Source organism: Brevibacillus sp. AG, assembly GCF_028369215.1.
Lineage (GTDB): Bacteria > Bacillota > Bacilli > Brevibacillales > Brevibacillaceae > Brevibacillus > Brevibacillus porteri.
Genome location: NZ_JAQMYO010000008.1, coordinates 40,669 through 62,286 on the forward strand (window position 1 = coordinate 40,669; position 21,618 = coordinate 62,286).

Annotated in this window: 21 protein-coding genes; 3 read left to right on the plus strand and 18 right to left on the minus strand. The window is 48.1% G+C overall.

Annotated features, from left to right (window positions below; translation table 11 throughout):
* Positions 1-24 precede the first annotated feature (24 nt).
* The 6 genes from POF51_RS21255 to POF51_RS21280 all read right to left on the minus strand — a co-directional run bounded on the left by POF51_RS21255 (position 25) and on the right by POF51_RS21280 (position 8,186).
* Complete coding sequence (locus POF51_RS21255) at positions 25-2,196, minus strand: RelA/SpoT family protein (RefSeq protein ID WP_017247578.1); 2,172 nt, start codon at positions 2,194-2,196, stop codon at positions 25-27.
* A gap of 384 nt (positions 2,197-2,580) precedes the next feature.
* Positions 2,581-3,093 (minus strand): adenine phosphoribosyltransferase, encoded by a 513-nt coding sequence (locus tag POF51_RS21260; RefSeq protein WP_069850494.1) that lies wholly within the window; start codon positions 3,091-3,093, stop codon positions 2,581-2,583.
* A gap of 12 nt (positions 3,094-3,105) precedes the next feature.
* Positions 3,106-5,454: a single-stranded-DNA-specific exonuclease RecJ gene (recJ, locus tag POF51_RS21265; protein WP_069850496.1), complete on the minus strand. Its 2,349-nt coding sequence runs from the start codon at positions 5,452-5,454 to the stop codon at positions 3,106-3,108.
* A 164-nt stretch (positions 5,455-5,618) separates the two neighbouring features.
* Positions 5,619-6,536, minus strand: a complete 918-nt coding sequence (gene secF, locus POF51_RS21270) for a protein translocase subunit SecF (RefSeq protein WP_083261699.1) — start codon at positions 6,534-6,536, stop codon at positions 5,619-5,621.
* Complete coding sequence (gene secD / locus POF51_RS21275) at positions 6,526-7,764, minus strand: protein translocase subunit SecD (RefSeq protein ID WP_083261700.1); 1,239 nt, start codon at positions 7,762-7,764, stop codon at positions 6,526-6,528. The genes secF and secD overlap by 11 nt, the downstream gene beginning before the upstream one ends.
* A gap of 185 nt (positions 7,765-7,949) precedes the next feature.
* A complete protein-coding gene (locus POF51_RS21280; RefSeq protein ID WP_017247573.1) occupies positions 7,950-8,186 on the minus strand; it encodes a post-transcriptional regulator in 237 nt (78 codons plus the stop codon).
* 87 nt (positions 8,187-8,273) lie between these two features.
* On the opposite strand from POF51_RS21280, the gene spoVB reads away from it, so the two are divergent.
* Positions 8,274-9,860: a stage V sporulation protein B gene (spoVB, locus tag POF51_RS21285; protein ID WP_271756022.1), complete on the plus strand. Its 1,587-nt coding sequence runs from the start codon at positions 8,274-8,276 to the stop codon at positions 9,858-9,860.
* A 3-nt stretch (positions 9,861-9,863) separates the two neighbouring features.
* On the opposite strand, the gene POF51_RS21290 is transcribed toward spoVB, so the two are convergent.
* On the minus strand, positions 9,864-10,577 hold the full coding sequence (locus tag POF51_RS21290; RefSeq protein WP_069850498.1) for a DUF421 domain-containing protein: 714 nt from the start codon (positions 10,575-10,577) through the stop codon (positions 9,864-9,866).
* 67 nt (positions 10,578-10,644) lie between these two features.
* Entirely contained in the window at positions 10,645-11,622 is a 978-nt protein-coding gene (corA, locus tag POF51_RS21295) for a magnesium/cobalt transporter CorA (protein WP_007717563.1), read from the minus strand.
* Positions 11,623-11,753: 131 nt separating this feature from the next.
* Here corA and POF51_RS21300 point away from each other — a divergent pair, with 131 nt between their 5' ends.
* Positions 11,754-12,170 carry a TIGR04086 family membrane protein gene (locus POF51_RS21300; protein ID WP_069850500.1) on the plus strand — a complete coding sequence of 139 codons (417 nt, stop codon included), beginning with the start codon at positions 11,754-11,756 and terminating at the stop codon, positions 12,168-12,170.
* A gap of 49 nt (positions 12,171-12,219) precedes the next feature.
* Here POF51_RS21300 and yajC read toward each other — a convergent pair whose 3' ends face one another.
* From yajC to POF51_RS21345, 9 genes are all read right to left on the minus strand, one after another.
* Complete coding sequence (yajC, locus tag POF51_RS21305) at positions 12,220-12,540, minus strand: preprotein translocase subunit YajC (protein WP_017247568.1); 321 nt, start codon at positions 12,538-12,540, stop codon at positions 12,220-12,222.
* Positions 12,541-12,558: 18 nt separating this feature from the next.
* The gene (gene tgt / locus POF51_RS21310) at positions 12,559-13,689 is read right to left on the minus strand and encodes a tRNA guanosine(34) transglycosylase Tgt (protein ID WP_007717557.1); all 1,131 of its coding nucleotides are present in this window, start codon (positions 13,687-13,689) and stop codon (positions 12,559-12,561) included.
* A 117-nt stretch (positions 13,690-13,806) separates the two neighbouring features.
* Positions 13,807-14,835, minus strand: coding sequence for a tRNA preQ1(34) S-adenosylmethionine ribosyltransferase-isomerase QueA (queA, locus tag POF51_RS21315; RefSeq protein WP_271756023.1), 1,029 nt, complete (start codon positions 14,833-14,835; stop codon positions 13,807-13,809).
* A 43-nt stretch (positions 14,836-14,878) separates the two neighbouring features.
* The gene (locus POF51_RS21320; protein WP_271756024.1) at positions 14,879-16,813 is read right to left on the minus strand and encodes a SpoIID/LytB domain-containing protein; all 1,935 of its coding nucleotides are present in this window, start codon (positions 16,811-16,813) and stop codon (positions 14,879-14,881) included.
* 173 nt (positions 16,814-16,986) lie between these two features.
* Entirely contained in the window at positions 16,987-17,205 is a 219-nt protein-coding gene (locus tag POF51_RS21325; protein WP_012685583.1) for a DUF2905 domain-containing protein, read from the minus strand.
* Entirely contained in the window at positions 17,202-18,200 is a 999-nt protein-coding gene (gene ruvB, locus POF51_RS21330) for a Holliday junction branch migration DNA helicase RuvB (protein ID WP_012685582.1), read from the minus strand. Before ruvB ends, POF51_RS21325 begins: the two co-directional genes overlap by 4 nt.
* Before the next feature lie 4 nt (positions 18,201-18,204).
* Complete coding sequence (gene ruvA / locus POF51_RS21335) at positions 18,205-18,822, minus strand: Holliday junction branch migration protein RuvA (protein WP_012685581.1); 618 nt, start codon at positions 18,820-18,822, stop codon at positions 18,205-18,207.
* A complete protein-coding gene (gene ruvC, locus POF51_RS21340; protein ID WP_017247564.1) occupies positions 18,819-19,319 on the minus strand; it encodes a crossover junction endodeoxyribonuclease RuvC in 501 nt (166 codons plus the stop codon). Before ruvC ends, ruvA begins: the two co-directional genes overlap by 4 nt.
* A gap of 163 nt (positions 19,320-19,482) precedes the next feature.
* Positions 19,483-19,674 carry a hypothetical protein gene (locus POF51_RS21345; RefSeq protein WP_069850508.1) on the minus strand — a complete coding sequence of 64 codons (192 nt, stop codon included), beginning with the start codon at positions 19,672-19,674 and terminating at the stop codon, positions 19,483-19,485.
* A gap of 129 nt (positions 19,675-19,803) precedes the next feature.
* On the opposite strand from POF51_RS21345, the gene POF51_RS21350 reads away from it, so the two are divergent.
* The gene (locus POF51_RS21350) at positions 19,804-20,892 is read left to right on the plus strand and encodes a hypothetical protein (RefSeq protein ID WP_069850510.1); all 1,089 of its coding nucleotides are present in this window, start codon (positions 19,804-19,806) and stop codon (positions 20,890-20,892) included.
* An 86-nt stretch (positions 20,893-20,978) separates the two neighbouring features.
* On the opposite strand, the gene POF51_RS21355 is transcribed toward POF51_RS21350, so the two are convergent.
* The gene (locus POF51_RS21355) at positions 20,979-21,551 is read right to left on the minus strand and encodes a BofC C-terminal domain-containing protein (protein ID WP_069850512.1); all 573 of its coding nucleotides are present in this window, start codon (positions 21,549-21,551) and stop codon (positions 20,979-20,981) included.
* Positions 21,552-21,618 lie beyond the last annotated feature (67 nt).

The window sequence follows — 21,618 nt, forward strand, 5'->3', positions numbered from 1 at the left end:
CAAGAACACCCAATCCACGAGGGATTAGGTGCTCAGTATCCGGCGAACCGAGTAAATATCTTTGATGCGCTTGATGCGCTCTACTACTTTCAACAGATGATCCACATTGCTAATCGAGATGGTCATATGAATCGTTGCTACTCGATTTTTATCGGACTTGCCACTGACAGCCGCAATGTTCGTCTTTGTTTCTGCCACAACCTGCAATACATCGTTTAACAGGCCGCTCCGATCATTGCCCGTGATCTCGATCTCTACATGGAAATTATGTTTGAAATCGGTATCCCATTCGACATCAATCAGACGCTCTGTACATTCGTCTGTCAGTACGTTCGGACAGTCCAATCGATGCACCGATACCCCACGACCTCTTGTAATGAAACCGATAATCTGGTCGCCTGGGACAGGTGTACAACAACGAGAAATACGGACGAGCAAATTATCCAAGCCACGAACTTTGACGCCAGACTCACTCTTGGCAGAACGATTTGCTGGATTGGGTTTGACCTCAGGAATGGTCGGGTTTTGTTCTTCGCGCTCCCGACGGAGTTTGTCTAGAAGACGAGTCGCAATTTGCGAAGCCGTGATGCCGCCATAGCCGACTGCGGCAAACATGTCTTCTGCCCCTTGGAAATTAAACCGGGCTGCCGCTTCCTTCAGGTTTGTTTCCGTCATCGCTTCTTTTACATCAAAGCTGCGCGACTTGATCTCCGCTTCCACCATCTGCTGACCTTTGGCGACGTTCTCTTCCCGCTTCTCTTTTTTAAACCACTGTTTAATTTTATTTCGAGCATGCGCGGATTTGGCCATTTTTAGCCAGTCCTGACTAGGACCATACGAATGCTTGGAGGTCAGGATTTCGACGATATCGCCTGTTTTCATCGCATAGTCGAGCGGTACGATCTTGCCGTTCACTTTGGCGCCAATTGTTCTGTTTCCTACGGCAGAGTGAATCCGGTAGGAGAAGTCCAACGGAACAGAGCCTTTTGGCAGCTCGACTACATCGCCTTTTGGTGTGAAGACGAAAACCGTATCGGAGAAAAGATCCTGCTTGAGACTTTCCATGAACTCTTGCGCATTCGGAGCTTCTTCCGATCCACCTTCGATAATCTCCCGCAGACTGCCCAGCTTCTCTGCAAACGAGCCTTGCACGATGCTTTTGCCTTCCTTGTACGCCCAGTGAGCCGCGATCCCGATCTCAGCTGTCTGGTGCATATCCCATGTACGGATTTGCACTTCCAATGGCTCACCTTTTGGTCCAATCACTGTCGTATGAAGAGATTGGTACATGTTCGTCTTTGGCATGGCAATGTAATCTTTAAATCTGCCTGGCATCGGCTTCCACAAGGTGTGCACGATACCGAGAACCGCATAACAGTCGCGAATGTCATTCACGATGATACGCAATGCTAGCAGGTCATAAATCTCATTGAACTGCTTGTTTTGCCTTGTCATCTTTTTAAAGATGCTGTAGATATGCTTCGGACGTCCCGAAATTTCTGCCTCGATATTTAACTCGCCCAGCTTTTCTCTGATCGTATCTGATGCTTCATTCAGATAGGCTTCGCGCTCCACCCGTTTCTTTTGCATCAAATTTACAATCCGATAATACTGTTGCGGATTCAAATACCGAAGCGCCGTATCTTCCAGTTCCCATTTGACGGAAGCAATCCCCAAGCGATGGGCAAGTGGCGCAAAGATTTCCAGCGTTTCATCGGAAATCTCGCGTTGCTTCTCCTCCGACATATGCCGAAGTGTCCTCATGTTGTGCAGACGGTCTGCCAGCTTGATCATGATGACACGGATGTCCTGTGCCATGGCAACCAGCATCTTGCGGTGGTTTTCGGCGAGCTGCTCTTCTTTGGACTTGTATTTAATTTTTTCCAGCTTGGTCACTCCGTCTACCAGGAGAGCTACATCCGGTCCGAACTGCTCACGGAGATGATCAAGCGTAATCTCAGTATCTTCCACGACATCATGCAAAAATCCAGCCGCAATCGTAACGGCATCCATGTGCAGGTTTGCGAGAATACCCGCCACGGCGATTGGGTGCATAATGTAAGGAACACCTGATTTGCGTATTTGCCCTTCATGCGCTTTTTCGGCAAGCTGATAGGCACGCGTAATCAGGTCCATATCCGATTGTGATAAATAGGTGCTTGCTTTTTTTACTATCTCATCAATGCCGGTAATCATAGTTTCCTTCCCTTATCCTCTCAGTAAAATAACCTCAATCGAGGCCTTCTCACGGAGGAGCGACCGCATTATAGCGGAAAGTTTCACCGAAGTATTGCCGGAAGCAGACGCTGAGGCACTTCGTGATGCGCTCCGGAAAGTTTAAGCCTGGACGCATTATGCACTGTGAAGCACTTGAACTTTCCTATACGTCTAGAAAAACTTGGGCTCTGCCAAGCCTTTTGGCGCAGGCGAAGGCTTACTTGCACGTATCATGTCTGTCTATTTCATACTATTATCTTGTATGTCGTTCGTCTTGTAAAGCTGAATTCCCCTGTAAAGTATGTACAGCCGCAGAAAAAAGAAAAAAACGGGCATTTCACCCGTTTTTCCTTGTTGTATCAATTAATATTGAACGAGCGATTTGATAGGAATTTCACCAATTTTGCTACGTCCATCCAAGTAGGACAGTTCGATGAAGAAGGCAGCTCCTACTACTTTGCCTCCAAGTTGCTCAATCAAATTGATTGTTGTCTCAATGGTTCCACCAGTCGCCAGCAAATCGTCTGCAATCAGAACACGCTGACCTGGTTGGATAGCATCTACGTGTACAGCCAGTGCATCTTTTCCATACTCCAGGTCGTAATCCGCCTTGATGGATTCATATGGCAGCTTACCAGATTTGCGGATCGGCACAAAGCCAATTCCCATTTCGTACGACAATGGAGCACCTACTACGAATCCACGTGCTTCTGGACCCGCAATCACGTCTGCTTGTACTTCACGAGCGAAGACAGCCAAGTCTTGAATCGCAGCTTTGTAAGTAGGGCCATCTTTCAACAGAGTAGTGATGTCCTTGAAACGAATACCTGGCTGTGGAAAATCTGGGATAACACGAATGTATTGTTTAAAATCCATGAAAAATTCCTCCTAAACGGTGGTTGGTTCCACCAATTGATGAAGCGCTTGAATCATTGCATCAGAAGAAGAAAGCAATAAATCCGTAGCAAGCTGTGCCTCTTCCTTCCAATTCACATAGAGCATAGAGCTCTCGAGCGGCCTTTTCGCAGTGTTGGTCTGCAACGTGTACTGCTCGGCCTCCTCTACTAAAAACTCCAGCTCCATAAAGATGGCGATCATGCCGTCTAATAGATTTCTTTTCCATTGCAGCTTTTTGGCCAATGCATCCATATGGATTTTTTTAACAGTTGGCACCTGGACGAAAAACTGGTACAACTGTTTAAAATGATCCCGGCCCGGACAGGAAAGCCGCTCCATTCCCAAATCCGGATCACCAAACAAACAGTATATACGCTCCGCTTGTTTGAGCAAGACACGAACCACTTCCAATTCGGAACGATGCTTCGGCAAATCATACAAAATCACGTTGGAAGAGGCTGTGATGTTCGTCCCCTCTCGACCAACCACAAACAAGGAATTCACCTGATCGCTTGTCGCTTTCGCTGCCAATGGCTCATAGCTATCCTCGCGAAACAGAATGGTCACCGAATTTGACTCCACCATCACTTGCTGCCATTTCTCTATCTTGTCACGACTGCCTCGCCAGTCAAACACTTGCTGGTGTCCAACAGACAAGTCACGGATCGTCAGCTGAGGCTTTCGATTTCCGTTCCATTCGTTTACAGACAATTCTCCCAATACGTGAAAACGTGCCTTGGGCGTTACTCTCTTTGTTACATGTGCCCAGTTGAAGCCAATTGCATCCAAAGAGGTTCCCGCTTTGTTCAATGTACACTTCAAATGATTGTCATCTCGCCCAATGGTGCGCATCCCTTGTGTTTCTACTTCTTCTAATAAAACAAGCGGTGTTGGATTCCCCATTCCATATGGGGCGAGCTGTTCAAGTTGCTCCGCTGCCGTCAAGCTGATCTCTTCCATGCTCATCGCAACGTCCACTTTGGTCATCGGCGTGAAGTCTTCAGCGGACAACCACTCTCCAGCGAGCTCGTTTAATTTTTGGCGTAATAAGTCGAGATTTTCTACAGGCAAGGTCATCCCCGCTGCCATTGTATGACCGCCATAGTGCGGTAGCCATTCCTTGCAGGCAGTCAGACCTTCATACATATCAAAACCTGCAATGCTTCTTGCCGAACCTTTTGCCGTTCCTTTTTCCGGATCAATGCCAAGAACAATCGTTGGACGGTAAAAAAGCTCGACCAATCGGGAAGCTACGATCCCTACCACGCCCACGTTCCAGCCTTCTTTAGCCAGAACGAGAACATTGTTCTGGTCTGGTGGATACAGCTCATTCACCATTTGTACAGCTTCCTCAGTCATCGCTGCGACGATTTCCTGACGTTCGCGGTTTAAGTCGTCCAGCGCCTGGGCACATTTCTCTGCTTCGTCCATATCCGAAGTCGTCAGCAATTTCACAGCGGATTCAGCCGTCTCCAGCCTTCCACTCGCATTCAGACGCGGTCCTAGCGCAAAGCCTACATGTCCCGCAGACAGCTCGGTATCCGCTAACCCACAAACTCGGATTAAGGCTTGCAGACCAAGGTTCCTTGTATGATTTAAGCGCTTTAATCCTGCTCGAGCAAGAATGCGATTTTCATCTACCAACGGCACCAGATCCGCTATCGTCCCCAAGGCAGCCAAATCAGCCAAATGCAGTGGCGGTTCTTTCAGCAAGGCATGCCCCACTTTAAAGGCGACCCCCACTCCCGCCAACATATCAAACGGGTACGAACAGCCGGGCTTCTTAGGGTTAATCACAGCAAATGCCTCCGGGATGATTGCCGGAGGTTCGTGATGGTCGGTTACAATGACGTCAAGACCCAACTGGTTCGCGTACGCTACCTGCTCCACTGCACTGATCCCTGTATCGACAGTGATGATCAGCTTATAGCCGCTATGATGCAGATGCGCCAATGCGTCTTTATGTAACCCATACCCTTCTGTAAAACGGTTGGGAATGTAGTAGTCAAAAACAGCGCCGAGTTGGCGCAGTAGATGTACCATTAGCGATGTGGAGCTAACCCCATCGGCGTCGTAATCGCCGTATATGCAAATCGGTTCTTGCCTTTGAATGGCTTGTTGAATGCGATGCACGCTTTGTTCCATTCCATCCAGCAAGTAAGGGTCATGAAACAATTCTGGACCGGCTTGCAAAAAGTCACGAGCCTTTTGTGATGTGTCAATGCCACGTATCACCAGTAGCTTGGATACGAGCGGAGTAAGCTGGCAATCTGCGGCAATAGTAGCAGCTAGCTGCTCATCATAGGTGGCCAGTTTCCAGCGTGTTTTCGCTTTCAGCATGGGCTTTCCTCCAATCCTCATTCATTATAGAGGATGGAGCAGGAAGCTGACAACTGCATAAAACATACCGTTTTTTGCAAAACTCTCATGCGGCTTCAAACTGCGGCAAATACAAAAACAGAGAATAGAAAAACCGCAGGGTTCACCTGCGGCTTCGTCCACCTTTACACTACTTCTTTTTTCTTTTTCATATTCCGTTCTTTCAAATTCACCCATACTTGGGCTGCAATAAAGATAGAGGAATACGTACCACTCACCAGACCGAACAGCAGGGCCAAGGAGAAGTTTTGAATGCTCTCGCTTCCCAAAACAGCAAGTGCAAGAGCTGTGAAGAATACAGTCGCTACCGTGTATACAGAACGGCGCATGGTTTGCCACAGTGACACGTTCACCAGATGCTCCAGTTCAGGAATTGTCTTGGATTTCATCGTTCTCAAGTTCTCCCGAATCCGGTCAAAAATAACGATTTTATCGTTAATCGAGTAACCCAAGATCGTCAGAAGCGCGGCGATAAAGGTAATGTCTACCTCCAACCCGAGGATAGAGAACAACGCAATCGGAATAAACACGTCATGCGCAAGCCCCACGACACATGCAATACCGAACAGCCATTGGAAGCGGATCGCGATGTAGATGGCAATTCCCACAGCAGCAATCGCAACCGCAATCCCTGCTTTTTTCACCATCTCTTGCGCAATACTCGGATCAACCGACGAAACCTGCTTCGAGACCTGCTCGCCATATTTTGCTTTGAGAGCCATTTCCACTTTCATAAGTGTGTCGGATGAAATGGTTTGGTCAAAACGTGTATAGGCTTGATTTTTACCATACGGAGTGACCTTGCTGAAATTCACATTAGGAACCTCTTTCTTGATCACTGCTTCTAAATCAGTCGGATTGAATTCTTTTCCTATGAACATATCCAAGCGAGTTCCTGCCTTGAAGTCAACGCCAAGGTGAAGCCCTTGAAATAGCGTAAACAGAAGGCCGATGATAATAATCACAGAGGAAGCAATGAAAAACTTCTTGCGATTTTTCACGATGTCAAATCTGACTACAGTATGGTCTTTATCATAGCTCACGGATCTCACTCTCCTTTACCCCGAACCAGAACGGCTTTTTAAACATGTTGGAACGGACAACCAGCCAAAGGAGGAAGCGAGACCCAAACACGTTGGTAATAATACTTACGATAATCGTCATCGCCAATACAACAGCGAAGCCTTGTACGGAGCTCGTCCCGAAAAAGAACAGTACGCCCGTTGCAATCAGTGTCGTCACGTGAGCATCGATAATCGTAACCAAAGAACGGCGTTCACCTGCACGGAAGGCAGAGAGGACTGTCTTACCAGAACGAATTTCTTCCTGGATGCGCTCATATGTAATGATGTTAGCATCCACGGCAATCCCCACGGCCAAAATAAATCCAGCAATACCTGGCAGCGTCAGCGTCGCATTCATCCAGTCGAGTACGACCATACAAAAATAGGTAAATCCAGCCAAGGTAATGTTCGCAATCATACCTGGCATACGGTAAACAACTACCATGAAAATAAAGATCAGCGCAGCTCCGATATACCCTGCATACAAGGTTTTCTCCAGAGCCAGAGTTCCCAAGGAAGCACCCACAGAGGTTACTTGCTTCTCAACCAGTTTGGCTGGCATCGCACCGGAATTCAGCAGATCAGCCAATTCCTGTGCCGTTTCCTGTGTGTAATTTCCAGTAATTTGCGCGCTACCACCAGTAATGACCGATTGAATGGTCGGATTGGTTTGCATCGTCTCATCCAAATAGATCGCCATTGGCTTGTGCAGGTTTGCACGTGTGACATCTTCTAGCTTCTTCGGCTCAGAGAATTTCAGGGTAACGAGCGGGCGTTTCAGCTCGTCATAACCAACTGCTGCCCCGTTTGGAGCCAAGTCACTTCCTTGCAACATAATCTTGCCATTTTCATCTCGGAACGTCAGATGTGCAGGCTTTCCGATCAAGTCGCGAAGCTTGTCCTGATCCGCTGTTTGTGATGCGATTTGAACACGAATCCGGTTTGGCAATTCAGTAGTGGTGACTGGCTCAGCCACGCCACCGATGTTAATCCGCTTTTCAATCATGTGTGCTGTTGATTTCAAAAGCTCAATATCAACTTTGTGCCCAGCCTCGAGAGGCTCTACCTCATACAGAATCTCAAACCCGCCCTGCAGGTCCAGACCGAGTGTGATGTTTCCTGCCACCTGCTTGGTCGTAGTTGTTATAAGCGTAGCCAAAAGCCCTACAACGACCAGAAACAGGAGGAATCTTCCCCATTTAATCATAGTAGTAATACCCCTCTTTCCTAACAGGGTCCCGTCCTAGACGAGAAACCAATATGCCCATTATAACGAAGTACAAAAAAACGTGTCAATTATTGCTGGAAAAGTGAACCATGGTAACCAACCCCTTGCGTTTTTCGCGACATGTACGTATACGAAGAGGCCGCCCGGAAGTTTCTATAAAATCGCTACGAATTTTTATACATTTGAATCATGAGGTAATTCATATACTTGTTAGGCTTCAAGGACAAAATGTCGTTGACAAGCTGGTGTATCGGTGGCATTTCTTTATAGCTGTTCGTGACGCATTCCCAAACGTCTTCAGGTGCCACGTTGTCGTACCCCAAAAGAGCAAATTCCTCTGCCTTGCTTACACAAAGACTTGCGACTTGTCCATACCATTCCTGTTTTTGCGCTTGGTCCATCCCAATTTCCCCCTCAAAGTAGTCATGCCGACAGCGGCACGTCCATATTCTTTACTGAGTGAATTTATCCTTGCAAAGGAGCCTTCCATGAAACAATCCTTCTTTTACGGAACGGTCATCCTCATTATTGCTGGTGGCATCACCAAAGTGTTTGGTTTTGCTCACAGGATCGTGTTGTCGCGCATTATCGGAGCGGAAGGGATGGGGCTTTATCAAATGGTTGTGCCCCTTTTATACTTTCTGATTACTGTGACGACATTCGGACTTCCAGTTGCCATTGCAAAGCAAGTGGCAGAGACGGAAGCAGCTAATAATCCGCAGCTGACTCGCCGATTTCTGTTACTAGCCTTGTCGGTCACAGGCGGGATTAGCCTCTTCATCTGTGTCCTGCTCCTCTTGTTCGCTCAATGGATATCCGGAATGCTATTCGCGGACCCTCGTGCACACATTGTTCTGCTTGCAGCCATTCCGGTGATCCCGATTTCCGGCATTTCTCTTGTCCTGCGAGGATACTTCCAAGGCAAGCAAAACATGATCCCTACTGCCGTCTCTCAACTTGTGGAGCAAGTCGTCCGAATGGCACTGGTCGTTGTCATGACGATGTCGTTTCTATCGGCAGGGATTGAGTACGCCACAGCAGGGGCTGTCGCCAGCATTATTTTTGGAGAAGCCGCCGGACTCTTGTACATTCTCTGGCAGTATCGTAAAGGCAGCAAAAAAGCAGCAGCTCAGCTTCTGGATAAGCCCCTTCTCATGACGGTTTCAGCAAGCAAAAAGAGCTTGTCGCAACTCATCCATGTCGCACTCCCTGTCACGCTAAGCCGTATCATCGGCTCCATCGCTTACGTACTAGAGCCGATGCTCGTACCGTACGCGCTCGTCATCGCAGGCTTTACCACCTCGACTGCAACTGGTTTGTACGGACAGTTTGCCGGAATGGCCGTTCCTTTGTTGCTTTTTCCCACTTTTTTAACGTATTCCTTGTCCGTTTCCCTCGTTCCTGCCGTGGCGGAAGCGGCCTATCAAAAAAATGCTCCACTCGTGCATCGCCGCATTTATCAAGCCATGCGGATTACACTCGTCATCGGAGCACCTTGTACCGTCTTGCTCACCATTTTTGCAGAACCTTTATGTGTCCTGCTCTACGGCAATGAGTATCGGGAGGTTGGCGTACTGCTAAAAGAGCTGGCACCGTTCTCCGTCTTCCTGTTTTTCCAAGCACCGCTTGCAGCCGCCTTGCAAGGCCTCGATTACGCTCAGGTCGTCTTTCGAAATACACTGATCAGTGCCATCGTCAAAACTGTCGCCATGTTTTTTTTCACGGCACATCCAGCATTCGGCATTCACGGCGCTGTCGTTGCTCTTAATATCGGCATTACGCTTGGGACATTACTGCATTTTGCCAGCCTGATCAAAAAAATCGGGTTTACGATCGACCTTCGTGAATTCGGCAAAATCGCGGTCGCCATGCTTCTCATGGGTTATTCTGGTTCCTATATTGCCAAGCACTGGTTTATGGACGTATCCATTGGGCAGCTATTGACTGCAAGCACCTTCATTAGCACCTTGCTGTACTTTGTCCTGCTCGTCGCCATGCGTGTCTTGGGCAAACAAGACGTGCGTCGCATTCCGTGGATCGGCGAACAACTCGCCGTGTTCTTCCCTCGCCGCTAGCGCTTATTGCAGCGGCTTGTCTTTTTTGTCCAAATACATGATGCCACGTTCGTCAATGCTGCAAAAAGAGACCTCTCGAATGTCTTTGATTCCATATTTCCGGATTTCTCGTTTCAGCCACAGCTCGTTTTGTCCGATCTTATTCAATGCCTCCGTCCTCACCTTGCCATCGAGAATCAGTGGGATGGGTAGACCTTTGTACGAGACAGGACCGACCTGTGGCTTCTTCATCAACGATAAATCTTCCCTCGTAATCTTTTCTTTTTGCTCCTTTAAAAACACACTCATCTGTCCAGTTGGCTCCAACAACGCAAATTCAACATCGGCAATGTTTTTTACGTCTTTTTGCCGCAGATGTACCATCAAATCATCCATGTTCAAGCGATTGCGACGCATCGCCTGCTCCCTGATTTGCCCATTTTCTATAATCAAATCGGCAGAGCCGTCCACTGAATCACGGAATTTCTTGCTCTTTAATGACAGATAAGCGAAGGCGACTTCCAATAAGGCAATCAACAGCATCGGCAAATAAAACCGAAGGGCAGGCTTATCGACATCCTCAATCGCCAATGCAGCCATTTCTGCAAGCATGATCGAAATGACCACATCAAAAACGGACAGCTTTCCCAATTCCCGTTTTCCCATCAACCGCACTAAGATCAGGAGGAAAAAATACGAGAAAAGGGTGCGAAGTAACACCATTGTAAGATTATCCACTTACGCTGCCCCCCAAGAACATTTGATACTAGTGTTCAACAGGGGGCAGGGAAAGTATTAGCACCAATTACAGCCACTTTCGCTTGCGGAAAATGTGAAGCATGGCAAACGTCATGGCTAGCATAATCACGAGTGCCACGATCAGCATATACGGTTCTGCTTCTTCACCCAGCCATGCGAAAGTATTCATCCCGAATAGTCCGGTGATAAATGTCAACGGAAGGATGATCGTAGAGATGATCGTAAGAACCCGCATCGTCTCCGTTGTTTTGGCGCTAATGATGGTATAGTACGTATCCAACGCACCGTTTACTAGATCACGGAAGGTTTCCGTTGAATCGGAAATCCGCTCCAAGTGGTCTGTTAGGTCGGTGTAGAACGGAACGTTTTCCTCGGAAATATCGAAGGAGTAACGGCCATTGACGTTCGCGAAAATTCTTTTTTGCGGCATGATCACACGCCTGATTAAAATAATCGTTCGCTTCAACGCCAAGAACTCTTCGGTAATTTCCTCCATCTGATGCTCATAAATCTCGTCCTCCAGCTCGTCAATCCGCACACTAATCCGATCAATAATGGGAAAATATTCATCGGTAATCCCGTCTACAATGGCATACAGCAAATAGTCAGGACCTCTGTTCAAGTAAGAAATGTTACGGTGACACATGGCAGCGATCCGACCGATGGTATTCATCGGGGACTTGTGGATCGTCACGATGTAGTTAGGGCCGAGAAAAACGTTCAGTTCTACCGTTGTGATCTCGTCATCACTTTCTTCATTGTAACGCAGGGCGTGAAAAACGAAGAAATAGTAGTCATCGTACTTGTCTACCTTGGCACGTGGACTGACGTGCAGGCAGTCCTCAATTGCCAGCGGGTGAAAGTCGAAAATCTTGGCAATATAGGGCAGTTCATTGTTTCCCACATCATACAGATCGATCCAGAGTAGATCCTCTGGTGATTTCAGCCATTGATCTTTCGTTGCCAGATCAACGTCGTGAAACATCTTCTGTTCAGAGTGGTTATAAAAGTACGTTTTGATCAATCTTCCTCACCCCCGTCTCGTTCCCCATCCATCATACGAAAATTCCTATCAATGTTCAACGCGAAGATGAATACGTGAGCCAAGCCTCTCATATAGATGTACAAACACTTCCAATAAAGGGGGTACATACCGTGCGAAGTGCATCTACCTCTGTACTGACAGGTCTATTGTATACGACATGTCTTGTTTTAGTTGGAGCGTTGCTCGCGACCTTGCTCCTTAGCTTCACCTCGATACGGGAAGGCACGCTGCCCTATTTTACGTACGTGATCAATGCCATCGCCCTCTTGATCGGGGGATTCGTTACTGGACGTCGTTGCGGCGGCAGGGGCTGGTACTACGGCGGACTTACCGGACTCACTTACTTCCTTTTCATCCTCTTGATCGGTTTCCTCGGCTTTGACGCCCCGATGCAATGGGGGACCTTCCTGTTCTTGTTCGGCGCTTTCGGAGTGGCTGCGTTAGGTGGGATTCTCGGCGTGAATTCGGCCAATTCCAACAACAAGCATAAAAGCGGTAAACCTAAAGTTATCAAGCCTCGCCGCTAAAACAAGACAGAAAAAAGCAGGTGGAGCACCCACCTGCTTTTCGCATGTATTATTTGGATTCTTCTTTTGCTTCTTCGCTCTTCGCTGGTTCACTCTTTGCAGGTTCGTTGCTGGAAGAAACTACGCTGTTGATCGCACCACGATCGAACGTAACGTTTACGTTATGAGCAATACGCAAAGTGATAGTATCATCAGACAGGTCTTGGATCGTTCCATGCACTCCACCGATTGTTACGATCTTGTCGCCTTTTTTCAGAGCACCAAGCATAGCGTTGCGTTGTTTTGCCTTCTTTTGTTGCGGACGAATCAGCAAGAAGTAAAAAATCGCAAACATGATGATAATCGGTAAAAACTGAGTCAAGCCATCCATGAAAAAAATCCCCCTCGATTAAAAAGATCTATCTTCACCCAATCCATATTGAGCGAAAAACTGGTCGCGGAAATCTTGCAAGCGGTCTTCGGCAATCGCCTGACGCACCTGTTCCATTAACTTCACCAAGAAATGCAAGTTGTGGTAGGTAGTTAATCGGATGCCAAAAGTTTCCTCCGACTTGACCAGGTGTCGGATGTAAGCACGTGTGTAATTTTTGCAGGTGTAGCAATCGCAATTTGGATCAAGCGGGGTAAAGTCGCGCGCGTATTTTGCATTGCGGATGACCAGTCTTCCCTGGCTTGTCATGCATGTCCCATTGCGGGCAATTCTTGTCGGCAACACACAATCAAACATGTCGATGCCACGGATCGCTCCGTCGATAAGCGCATCTGGTGAACCAACCCCCATCAAATAGCGGGCTTTGCTTGTCGGAAGCAGTGGAACGGTGTGCTCCAGCACTTCATACATCAAAGGAAATGGTTCTCCCACACTCAAACCGCCGATCGCGTATCCTGGGAAATCCATGGAAACGAGATCACGTGCACTTTGTGCGCGCAAATCGTTGAACATGCCACCCTGAACGATTCCAAACAAAGCTTGTTCGTTTGGACGAGTATGCGCCTTCAGACAACGCTCTGCCCAGCGGGTTGTTCGCTCCATTGATTTTTTTACGTAATCGTACTCCGCAGGATAAGGAGCACACTCATCGAATGCCATGAAAATATCGGCACCCAACGCATTTTGAATCTGTGTAGCCTCTTCAGGACCAATAAACAGCTTTTCTCCGTTTAGGTGAGAACGGAAGGATACTCCTTCCTCCGTGATCTTACGGAGGTTACTAAGGCTAAATACTTGAAAACCGCCGGAATCAGTCAGAATGGCACGGTCCCAATTCATGAAGCCGTGCAATCCACCCGCCTCGCGAACAATTTCATGCCCTGGACGAAGAAACAAATGGTACGTATTACTGAGGATGATGCCCGCGCCAAGTGCTTTTAACTCCTCGGGGCTCATCGTCTTTACTGTCGCTTGTGTACCGACAGGCATAAAGACAGGGGTGTCAATCGTCCCATGAGGGGTATGTAGCTTACCGAGACGTGCACCAGTTTGCTTGCATGTTTTGATTAACTCGTAGCGTACAGCCAAATCTTTGCACTCCTCAAGCTATGTATGTAAGTCTTACCTATTATAGAAAAACTTCTGGGTGAAGTAAACCCACCTGACTAATAAGTATACACTTATACAGGTGGGTTGTTCACATTTTTATAAAATGAACATCGCATCGCCAAAACTGAAGAAGCGATACTCCTCTTCCACAGCCGTTTTGTAGACACGCATCACATTCTCTTTTCCAGCCAAAGCACTCACTAACATAACCAGCGTAGACTTCGGCAAGTGGAAATTCGTCAGGAGCCCGTCCAGAATGGAAAACGTGTAGCCCGGATAAATGAAAATATCCGTCCAACCAGAGGTTGCTACCAGCTTTCCTCCATTCGCGCGCCCTACTGTCTCCAATGTGCGGCATGATGTCGTCCCGACAGCGATTACTCTTCTACCTTCTGCTTTAGCCTGATTCACCAGCTTTACTGTTTCCTCGGGAATCTCATAGTACTCCGCGTGCATGACATGCTCTTCCACGGAATCGGCTGATACAGGGCGAAAAGTCCCAAGTCCCACATGCAGGGTCACGTAAGCCAGCTGTACGCCTTTGGCAGCGATTTGCTCCAAGTACGGCTTCGTGAAATGGAGGCCGGCTGTCGGAGCTGCTGCCGAGCCGCGCTCCTTCGCATAGACTGTCTGGTAACGCTCACTGTCCTCCAGTTGTGCGTGAATATACGGAGGCAAAGGCATCGAGCCTAATTGGTCGAGAATCTCATAAAAGATACCCTCGTACAAAAAGCGCACGATTCGTCCACCCGTCTCTGTCACGTCTTCACATACACAACGCAATAGACCGTTACCAAAAACCACTTCTGTCCCCGGCTTCATCCGCTTCCCGGGCTTCACCAGCGTCTCCCAGCGATCATCCCCCAGTGATTTCAACAAAAGGATTTCTATTTTTGCACCAGTCTCCGCCTTTTCTCCAATCAATCTGGCAGGTAAAACGCGGCTGTCATTCATGACGAGTACATCCCCTGCCTGGAGGTGATCGATTAAATTGGTAAATTGCTGATGAACGATATTACCTGTTTGTTTCTCTAATACGAGCAATCTCGATGATGTTCGGTCTTCTAACGGGTGCTGGGCAATCAAATGCTCCGGCAAATCAAAATCAAATTGTTGCACGTCCACGAAATCGTTACTCCTTTTTGCGGTAGATCTTGTGGCAAACGACTTACTTTTCGATTGTCACATCCTGGTAGTAGTGTTGCAAGATATCTTTGTAGTCATACCCTTCCTCTGCCATCGCACGAGCTCCGTATTGCGAAACACCAAGTCCGTGCCCAAAGCCAGTACCACGGAAGATGAATTGCGAACCATTGATCATTTCTACTTCAAACTTCGTGCTGCGCAGAGAGGAGCCACCTTGTTGAAAAACAGAACGGAAAGCATCCGGTGAAGAAACGACGATCGGCGTCCCATTTGCTTCCATCGCGATCACACGTCCAGATGGACCGCGTTCTGTCACTTTCAGGCTCGTTACGTTCCCTGAAATGCGTGGAGCTTTGTTCTTGTCATGCGCGGCATTGATCATGGCTGCAACCTCTGTAGAGGTAAACGGTCCACGCGTCCACGAATACGCATTTTCTTCTTTTACTTCTGAGAGGATTGTTACTTCTGCGCCAGTAGGGAGTACAGACAACACACGATGAGTTGTTGTGCTTGGACCTGAGCGCAAATTGGTATTCTCGGTCGAAATGACCGCCATTCTTTGTCCCTCTGAATTACTTTGGCCTGTTTCGGTGACTAGATCATTTCTTACATAGCCGAGCGATCCATCTGCTAAAGCCACGCGATACCATACGCTTGCATTGTCCATTGGATATGTGTCTTTACTCTCGACAGATCGCAAATAAGGAACTGGATTGCCCCATACTTCTGTGCCGTCCGCCGTCATACCGCCCGCATTGGAATAGAAGAGCGACTCAGCTGGTTTGCCTTGGTAGTAAATGATTTCGCCTTCTGTCTCGTCGACGGCCTCACGTACATCATCAGACTCTTTTGTATAGCCATAATACGCCTGTTCGAAAACCGTATCGGACACATTGGCAACTCCATACTTATTGCCTTGCCACACAGCACGAGTTCTCGACAGGACCGCCTGTGTTTTCAAAGCTTCCACCGGCCAGCCTGGAGCCATCTCAGAGCCAACGACTCCATACAGATACTCTTCCATTGGAAGCTCATTTACTAGCGTCAAGTGACCATTGTATTCCGACAGCTCCATCTCGCCGCGATATGTGCGCTGCTCTCGTTCTACAACGCCAATCACCGATTCATCGCCTGCTTTATTCGCTTCAACTGTCAGCTTTACTTGAGGGGAGAATACATATTTCCAAATCATTTCATCTGGTGATCCGTATACATCCTGCTTCAATATAACATAAGATTGGCTGGCAGGCTCCTGATAGGAGAAAGACGGAAATGCGGCGTTTGCTCTTCGTTTCAATTCTTTCACAGCATCAGGACTAACCTCGTCTCCGATCCAAACCGCATATTTGACTTTATCCCCATCTGATACCATCACGGGATAAGCAGGAATACCGGCTGCTTCAAATGACGCTTGCCATTCTTGCGCTTCCTTTAAGCTTTTGAATTTACCCGCTTCGAGTCGATGCGGACCTTTTACCAGCGGATTCTGCCCGATTGCTTGGGCAACCGTTTTTGCCTGATTGGCGGCAGCCTGATACGTGTCATACGTTCCGCTTACGACCTGATAGACGGTCTGACTGTTACGTTTTGTCACCTGGATTGAGCCCTCGTATTTTCGTTGGCTCATTTGCTGTGCAATCTGCTGTGCGCGATTCCAGTCACCTGTTTCGGCAACGATCAAATGATATTCATCAACCCGGTAACGAGCTGCATCTCCCTTTAATTCGGGTAAATCTGTCTTGCCCTCGGGTCCATTGAGCACGACTCCCATTCCATTTTCAGCAGTTAGCGTAACGGAAGGAACTACTCCCCGATAGCCTTGTCCTGTATCCACAAATAGCGCAACTCTGATATTGTCGCCGGCAGCCTGCGCTGGTACTTGTCCTCCTACGAGAACTACTGATAGCAGGCCCACCGAAAGGACTTTCCCCATCCATTTCTTTCTCATGTCGTCCATTGTCCTTTCTCCACCTGATTTTGTCTAAGCTTGATTTCGTCAAAAATTGGCATGTCTTCCCATGTTTTTCGACAATCGCAGGCTGATCTCCTGCCTTTTTCGTAAAATGGGACCAAACACCCGCATGCAAAAAGACCACCGGAACAATGAGCTCCGATGGCCTTCACACTTGCCTATTTAAACAGCCGGAATAAATACATGCCAAGAGACAGGACGATGCTAATCACAATACAAGTCACAATCGGAAAGTAGAACTTGACGTTTTCCTTTTCTACCACGATATCTCCCGGCAAACGCCCCAGTGGCAAAAATCTGCCTCCTACCTGCCACAAAAGACCGATTACGATTAAAGCAGCACCACCAATAATAAGTAGCTTGGCTACAGGATTCACGATTTCATCTCCCGACCAAAGTGTTGGTACGCACTCGGGGTGAGTACACGCCCCCGCGGCGTCCGCTGCATAAAGCCGATCTGCATGAGATATGGCTCGCAAACATCTTCCACCGTTTGTGACTCTTCTCCAATTGTTGCTGCAATCGTATCCAACCCAACCGGTCCACCGTCAAAGCGATCAATAATCGCTAGCAACAGTTTATGGTCAATATGATCGAGACCACAGGCATCCACTTGCAATCTTTCCAGCGCTTCTTTGGCAATCTCTGTCGTAATGACGCCTTCACCTTTTACTTGGGCAAAATCGCGAACCCGCTTCAGCAAACGGTTTGCCACCCGGGGTGTTCCACGCGAACGTCTGGCAATCTCCTCTGCCCCGCCTTCTCGAATGACGACCTGCAAGATGTCGGCTGCCCTCGAAACGATAAAGGTCAGTTCCGGAACTGTATAAAACTCCAGGCGATTTACAACCCCAAAGCGATCTCGAAGCGGCGCGGACAGCATTCCAGCTCGCGTCGTGGCCCCAACCAGTGTAAATGGCGGCAAATCCAAACGAACACTGCGAGCACTTGGCCCCTTACCGATAATGATGTCCAGCGCAAAATCCTCCATAGCCGGATACAAAACTTCCTCGACGCTTCGGTTGAGCCTGTGAATCTCGTCGATAAACAGGACGTCGCCTTCTTGCAAATTCGTCAAAATCGCCGCCAAATCACCCGGACGCTCAATAGCCGGACCTGACGTCGTGCGGATGTTCACACCCAGCTCATTTGCGATAATTTGCGACAAGGTGGTCTTCCCTAGACCAGGCGGACCGTACAGCAGTACGTGATCCAATGACTCTTTTCGCATTTTCGCTGCTTCAATAAAAATTTTCAGGTTTTCCTTTACGTGCTGTTGACCGATGTATTCGTTTAGATAGCGAGGACGGAGGCTCAGCTCCGCCGCATCTTCTTCCCAATTCATATGCGTCGTGATGATCCGAGAATCCAAAATCCTACCCCCTCATGAGCAACGCAAGCCCTTGTTTGATGAGCTTTTCTACACCATCGCCCTCTTTTGATTTCTCAGACAGCGTGTTTCTGATTTTTTGCAGTTCACCATCAGAGTAACCCAGTGCGGTCAATGCATCGAGCGCTTCGTTCAGTGCAGACACAGCTTGCTCGCCTGCTGTCAAATCACCCGCTGCAACAGTCAAAATCGCAGATGGTGTGTATCCTACCAATTTATCCTTCAAATCGAGGATAATGCGCTGGGCAGTCTTTTTCCCAATCCCCGGAAATTTCGTCAAATAGGTAACATTCTCCTGTTGAACCGCCATCACCAACTGCTCAGGCGTCGCTGCAGCCAGAATGGCCAATCCGCCCTTTGGCCCGATTCCGCTAACATCAAGCAGTTTGCGGAACAAATCGCGTTCGTCACGGGTAGCGAAGCCGTACAGCAGAATGGCATCCTCCCGTACATGGTGGTGAGTAAACAATTTGGTTTTGTTGCCTTCATACCGAACGAATTGGTACGGGTTTGGGCAAAACAGTCGATAACCAATTCCGCCCGTTTCGATAACTATGTATTCCGAATCGAGATAACTAAGTGTACCTTCTACAAAATCAATCATTTCTTAACCCCTTCCGAAATGGAAATGAACGCGCGAAACTGTGCGTGCGTAATCGCAATACCCAATGCGTCCGCCACGTCGTCAGGCTTTGGTACTTCTTTTAACCGCAATAGGAGCTTCGTCATTTCCTGAATTTGTTTCTTCTCTGCTCCCCCGTAGCCAGTCACGGCTTGCTTGACCTGCATCGGGGTATATTCATAGACCGGCACACCAGCCAGCTCTGCCGCAAGCAAAATAACCCCTCGCGCTTGACCAACTGTAAAAGCCGTCGTCACATTTTTATTAAAGAAAAGTTTTTCGACGGACATTTCATCGGGACGATATGTTTCCAGAAGGCTCTGCATTGCCTCAAAAATCTGTTTCAATCTAAGCGGTACTGACAATCCTGCTTCTGTCTGAATGCTTCCATATTGGACGGGACGCAATTGGCTGCCCTCTTTATCCACAACCCCGAAGCCAACAATCGCAATACCAGGGTCAATTCCTAAAATGCGCATAGTCCACTCTCCGTGAGCAAAGATTCTACTCTCTACTGTAACACAAAGCATCCAGAAAGCGAACGTGTATTTCCATTTTATATCCGAGTTCAAAAAGTCGACTTTTTGAACTCGGATATAAAAAACCCGCTCCCTATAAAAGGAACGGGTTATACGGTGTCTGTTAGTGTTTGTTCATTCCGAGTGAATCCGACACATCATGCTGCAAGTGGGCATATTCGTCCACGTCACTTTGCATGTGCTCTTTGATCTTGTTGATCTGTTGGTAATTGAGCTTGTTGTGCCCCTGGTTCAACTGAACGTACAAACGCTGATGGAACTGGTCTTTGTAGCTACCTCTAGGCATGGTAGACATGGTCTAAAGACTCCTCCTTCGATCACCGTATGAAATCAGTATGGCGTAAGCGCAAGGGCGTTATGATACCAAGATTTACGCAACATGAGCCAGACATTTAATTGAAACGATAAGCAGTGGAGGTGTTGATTGTTGCGAAGCAAAGTCCTTATTTTTTGTATATGCCTTTTCGTAATCGCACTGTCAATGCCACACTCTGCATTTGCCAAGGTCAAGAATGACATCACGGTCACCGTTTCAGTCTCACCTGAGTCCTCTTTCCAAACGACCATGTCCTTCCGTGATCAAAAGCAATTTACGAAGCGGCTATTAGGCTCTACTACCGAAGTCGCCTCCTACAACCCACACTGGATACGAGCTACACTGACCGTAAAAAAACGAACGTATGTATATGATCACGATGGACAGCTTTATGAAAAAGAAATGCCCCGCCGTTATGTTTTGGCAAACGATGTTCGCCAGCGGATCGAAGAAATGGCCAAATCCGTTGAGGCAGTCCATTTTGCACATGCCATACCCTGGGAACAGGTAAAAAAAACGTTGAAACGGATGGAATTCGGTACCGTGATTGATTTAGAGACAGGACAACGTTTTGATGTCCAGCGCAGAGCAGGCAGTCGCCATGCCGATGTCCAACCGTTGACACGCAAGGATACACAGATCATGAAGAACATTTATCAGGGAAAATGGTCGTGGAAGCGCAGAGCCATTCTGGTAGAGGTAGACGGTACTTATTTTGCAGCATCCATGCACGGAATGCCTCACGGCGCTGGCGCGATTAAAGGAAATGAATTCCCGGGGCATTTTTGCATCCACTTTTTCGGCAGCTCCACCCACCGACGCACAGAGCCCGATCCTAGTCACAGCATGATGATTCTAAAAGCCTCCGGAGCACTTGCGACTACAATAAAAGGGGCGTCTCCAGAAGAGCTGGTCGGTTTTTTCCTCACCGCGTTGCATGAGCACGACACCCATGCAATGCGAATGACAACGGACGGATTCTCACTTCCTGAAGGGCTGTCCGCGATCGAATCTGTGCGAACGTCAGAAATCGTCATCCCGTCAGACGAACGTGGCCCCCTCTTGATAGAGGTTCCTGTTCGGCTCACGTACATCGCCCGGGAAGGCGGTAATTTTCGACGAACATGGAAGTTTCTTTTGCGCCGCGAAGTCCCGGGGGAACGCTGGCGAATCATTGCGGTTGAACTGAATCCATAGCAATTGAAACAAAAATCCCTTTCCAGTCCAATACGTGCTTGTTACACGAAAGGCTCGAAAGGGATTTCTTTTAGGTCCACCCATTTTCATTGGCCACTCCATTGGTATTCGCCATAGGTGGACAATACACTGTTATACTCTGCCAGATTCCGAATGCGAATCCCCCGTTTCAGATTCTCCCATTCCTCTTTTGGCAGACTCGCTTCCATTTTTGCCGTATCGATTCGATAAAAGGTCTGTACGACATCTTGTTCAGTAGGCAGACCATGAAACAGGGCAAGCATGCCGTCTGACGCTATTCCGATATGTCCATTCTCCTTGCACGCTGGCGCTATATCCTGCTCGCGTTTCATTAAGATCATCTTGACAGGTTCTGCTTGTACAATTTCCCATCCATTATAGTTGCCCATGACGTCTGCCAGTTGATTGGTACGAACTGCCACATGTTCTTCGTCTCGCACCCCACACAAATAATGGCGAGCTAAAACCAGTTCGTACGACGTCCCCGCGACTACATCTGCTTTGCCTGAATGGTTCAGTAAACGAGCAAGACCCGAATCGTTTCCTTCCTTTCCTACTAACAGGATACCGATTACGACGCCAGTGGCTAATGCTGCACCCCATGTCGCGTAAACCACCCACTGTTTTTTCTCTGTCACATAGAACCCCTTCTTTTATATAGGCTTTTCTTCCTATCATTACCACAAAGAAAGAGGGGCATACGCG

What these genes read in the sequence shown, in the direction of transcription:
- secD (WP_083261700.1), bottom strand. Translation starts at nt 7,764, where the DNA reads ATGATTAAATGGGGAAGATTCCTCCTGTTTCTGGTCGTTGTAGGGCTT.
- spoVB (WP_271756022.1), top strand. Translation starts at nt 8,274, where the DNA reads ATGAAACAATCCTTCTTTTACGGAACGGTCATCCTCATTATTGCTGGT.
- ruvC (WP_017247564.1), bottom strand. Translation starts at nt 19,319, where the DNA reads ATGCGCATTTTAGGAATTGACCCTGGTATTGCGATTGTTGGCTTCGGG.
- POF51_RS21255 (WP_017247578.1), bottom strand. Translation starts at nt 2,196, where the DNA reads ATGATTACCGGCATTGATGAGATAGTAAAAAAAGCAAGCACCTATTTA.
- POF51_RS21260 (WP_069850494.1), bottom strand. Translation starts at nt 3,093, where the DNA reads ATGGATTTTAAACAATACATTCGTGTTATCCCAGATTTTCCACAGCCA.
- POF51_RS21345 (WP_069850508.1), bottom strand. Translation starts at nt 19,674, where the DNA reads ATGTCTACCATGCCTAGAGGTAGCTACAAAGACCAGTTCCATCAGCGT.
- POF51_RS21320 (WP_271756024.1), bottom strand. Translation starts at nt 16,813, where the DNA reads ATGGACGACATGAGAAAGAAATGGATGGGGAAAGTCCTTTCGGTGGGC.
- ruvA (WP_012685581.1), bottom strand. Translation starts at nt 18,822, where the DNA reads ATGATTGATTTTGTAGAAGGTACACTTAGTTATCTCGATTCGGAATAC.
- POF51_RS21280 (WP_017247573.1), bottom strand. Translation starts at nt 8,186, where the DNA reads ATGGACCAAGCGCAAAAACAGGAATGGTATGGACAAGTCGCAAGTCTT.
- yajC (WP_017247568.1), bottom strand. Translation starts at nt 12,540, where the DNA reads ATGGATGGCTTGACTCAGTTTTTACCGATTATCATCATGTTTGCGATT.
- recJ (WP_069850496.1), bottom strand. Translation starts at nt 5,454, where the DNA reads ATGCTGAAAGCGAAAACACGCTGGAAACTGGCCACCTATGATGAGCAG.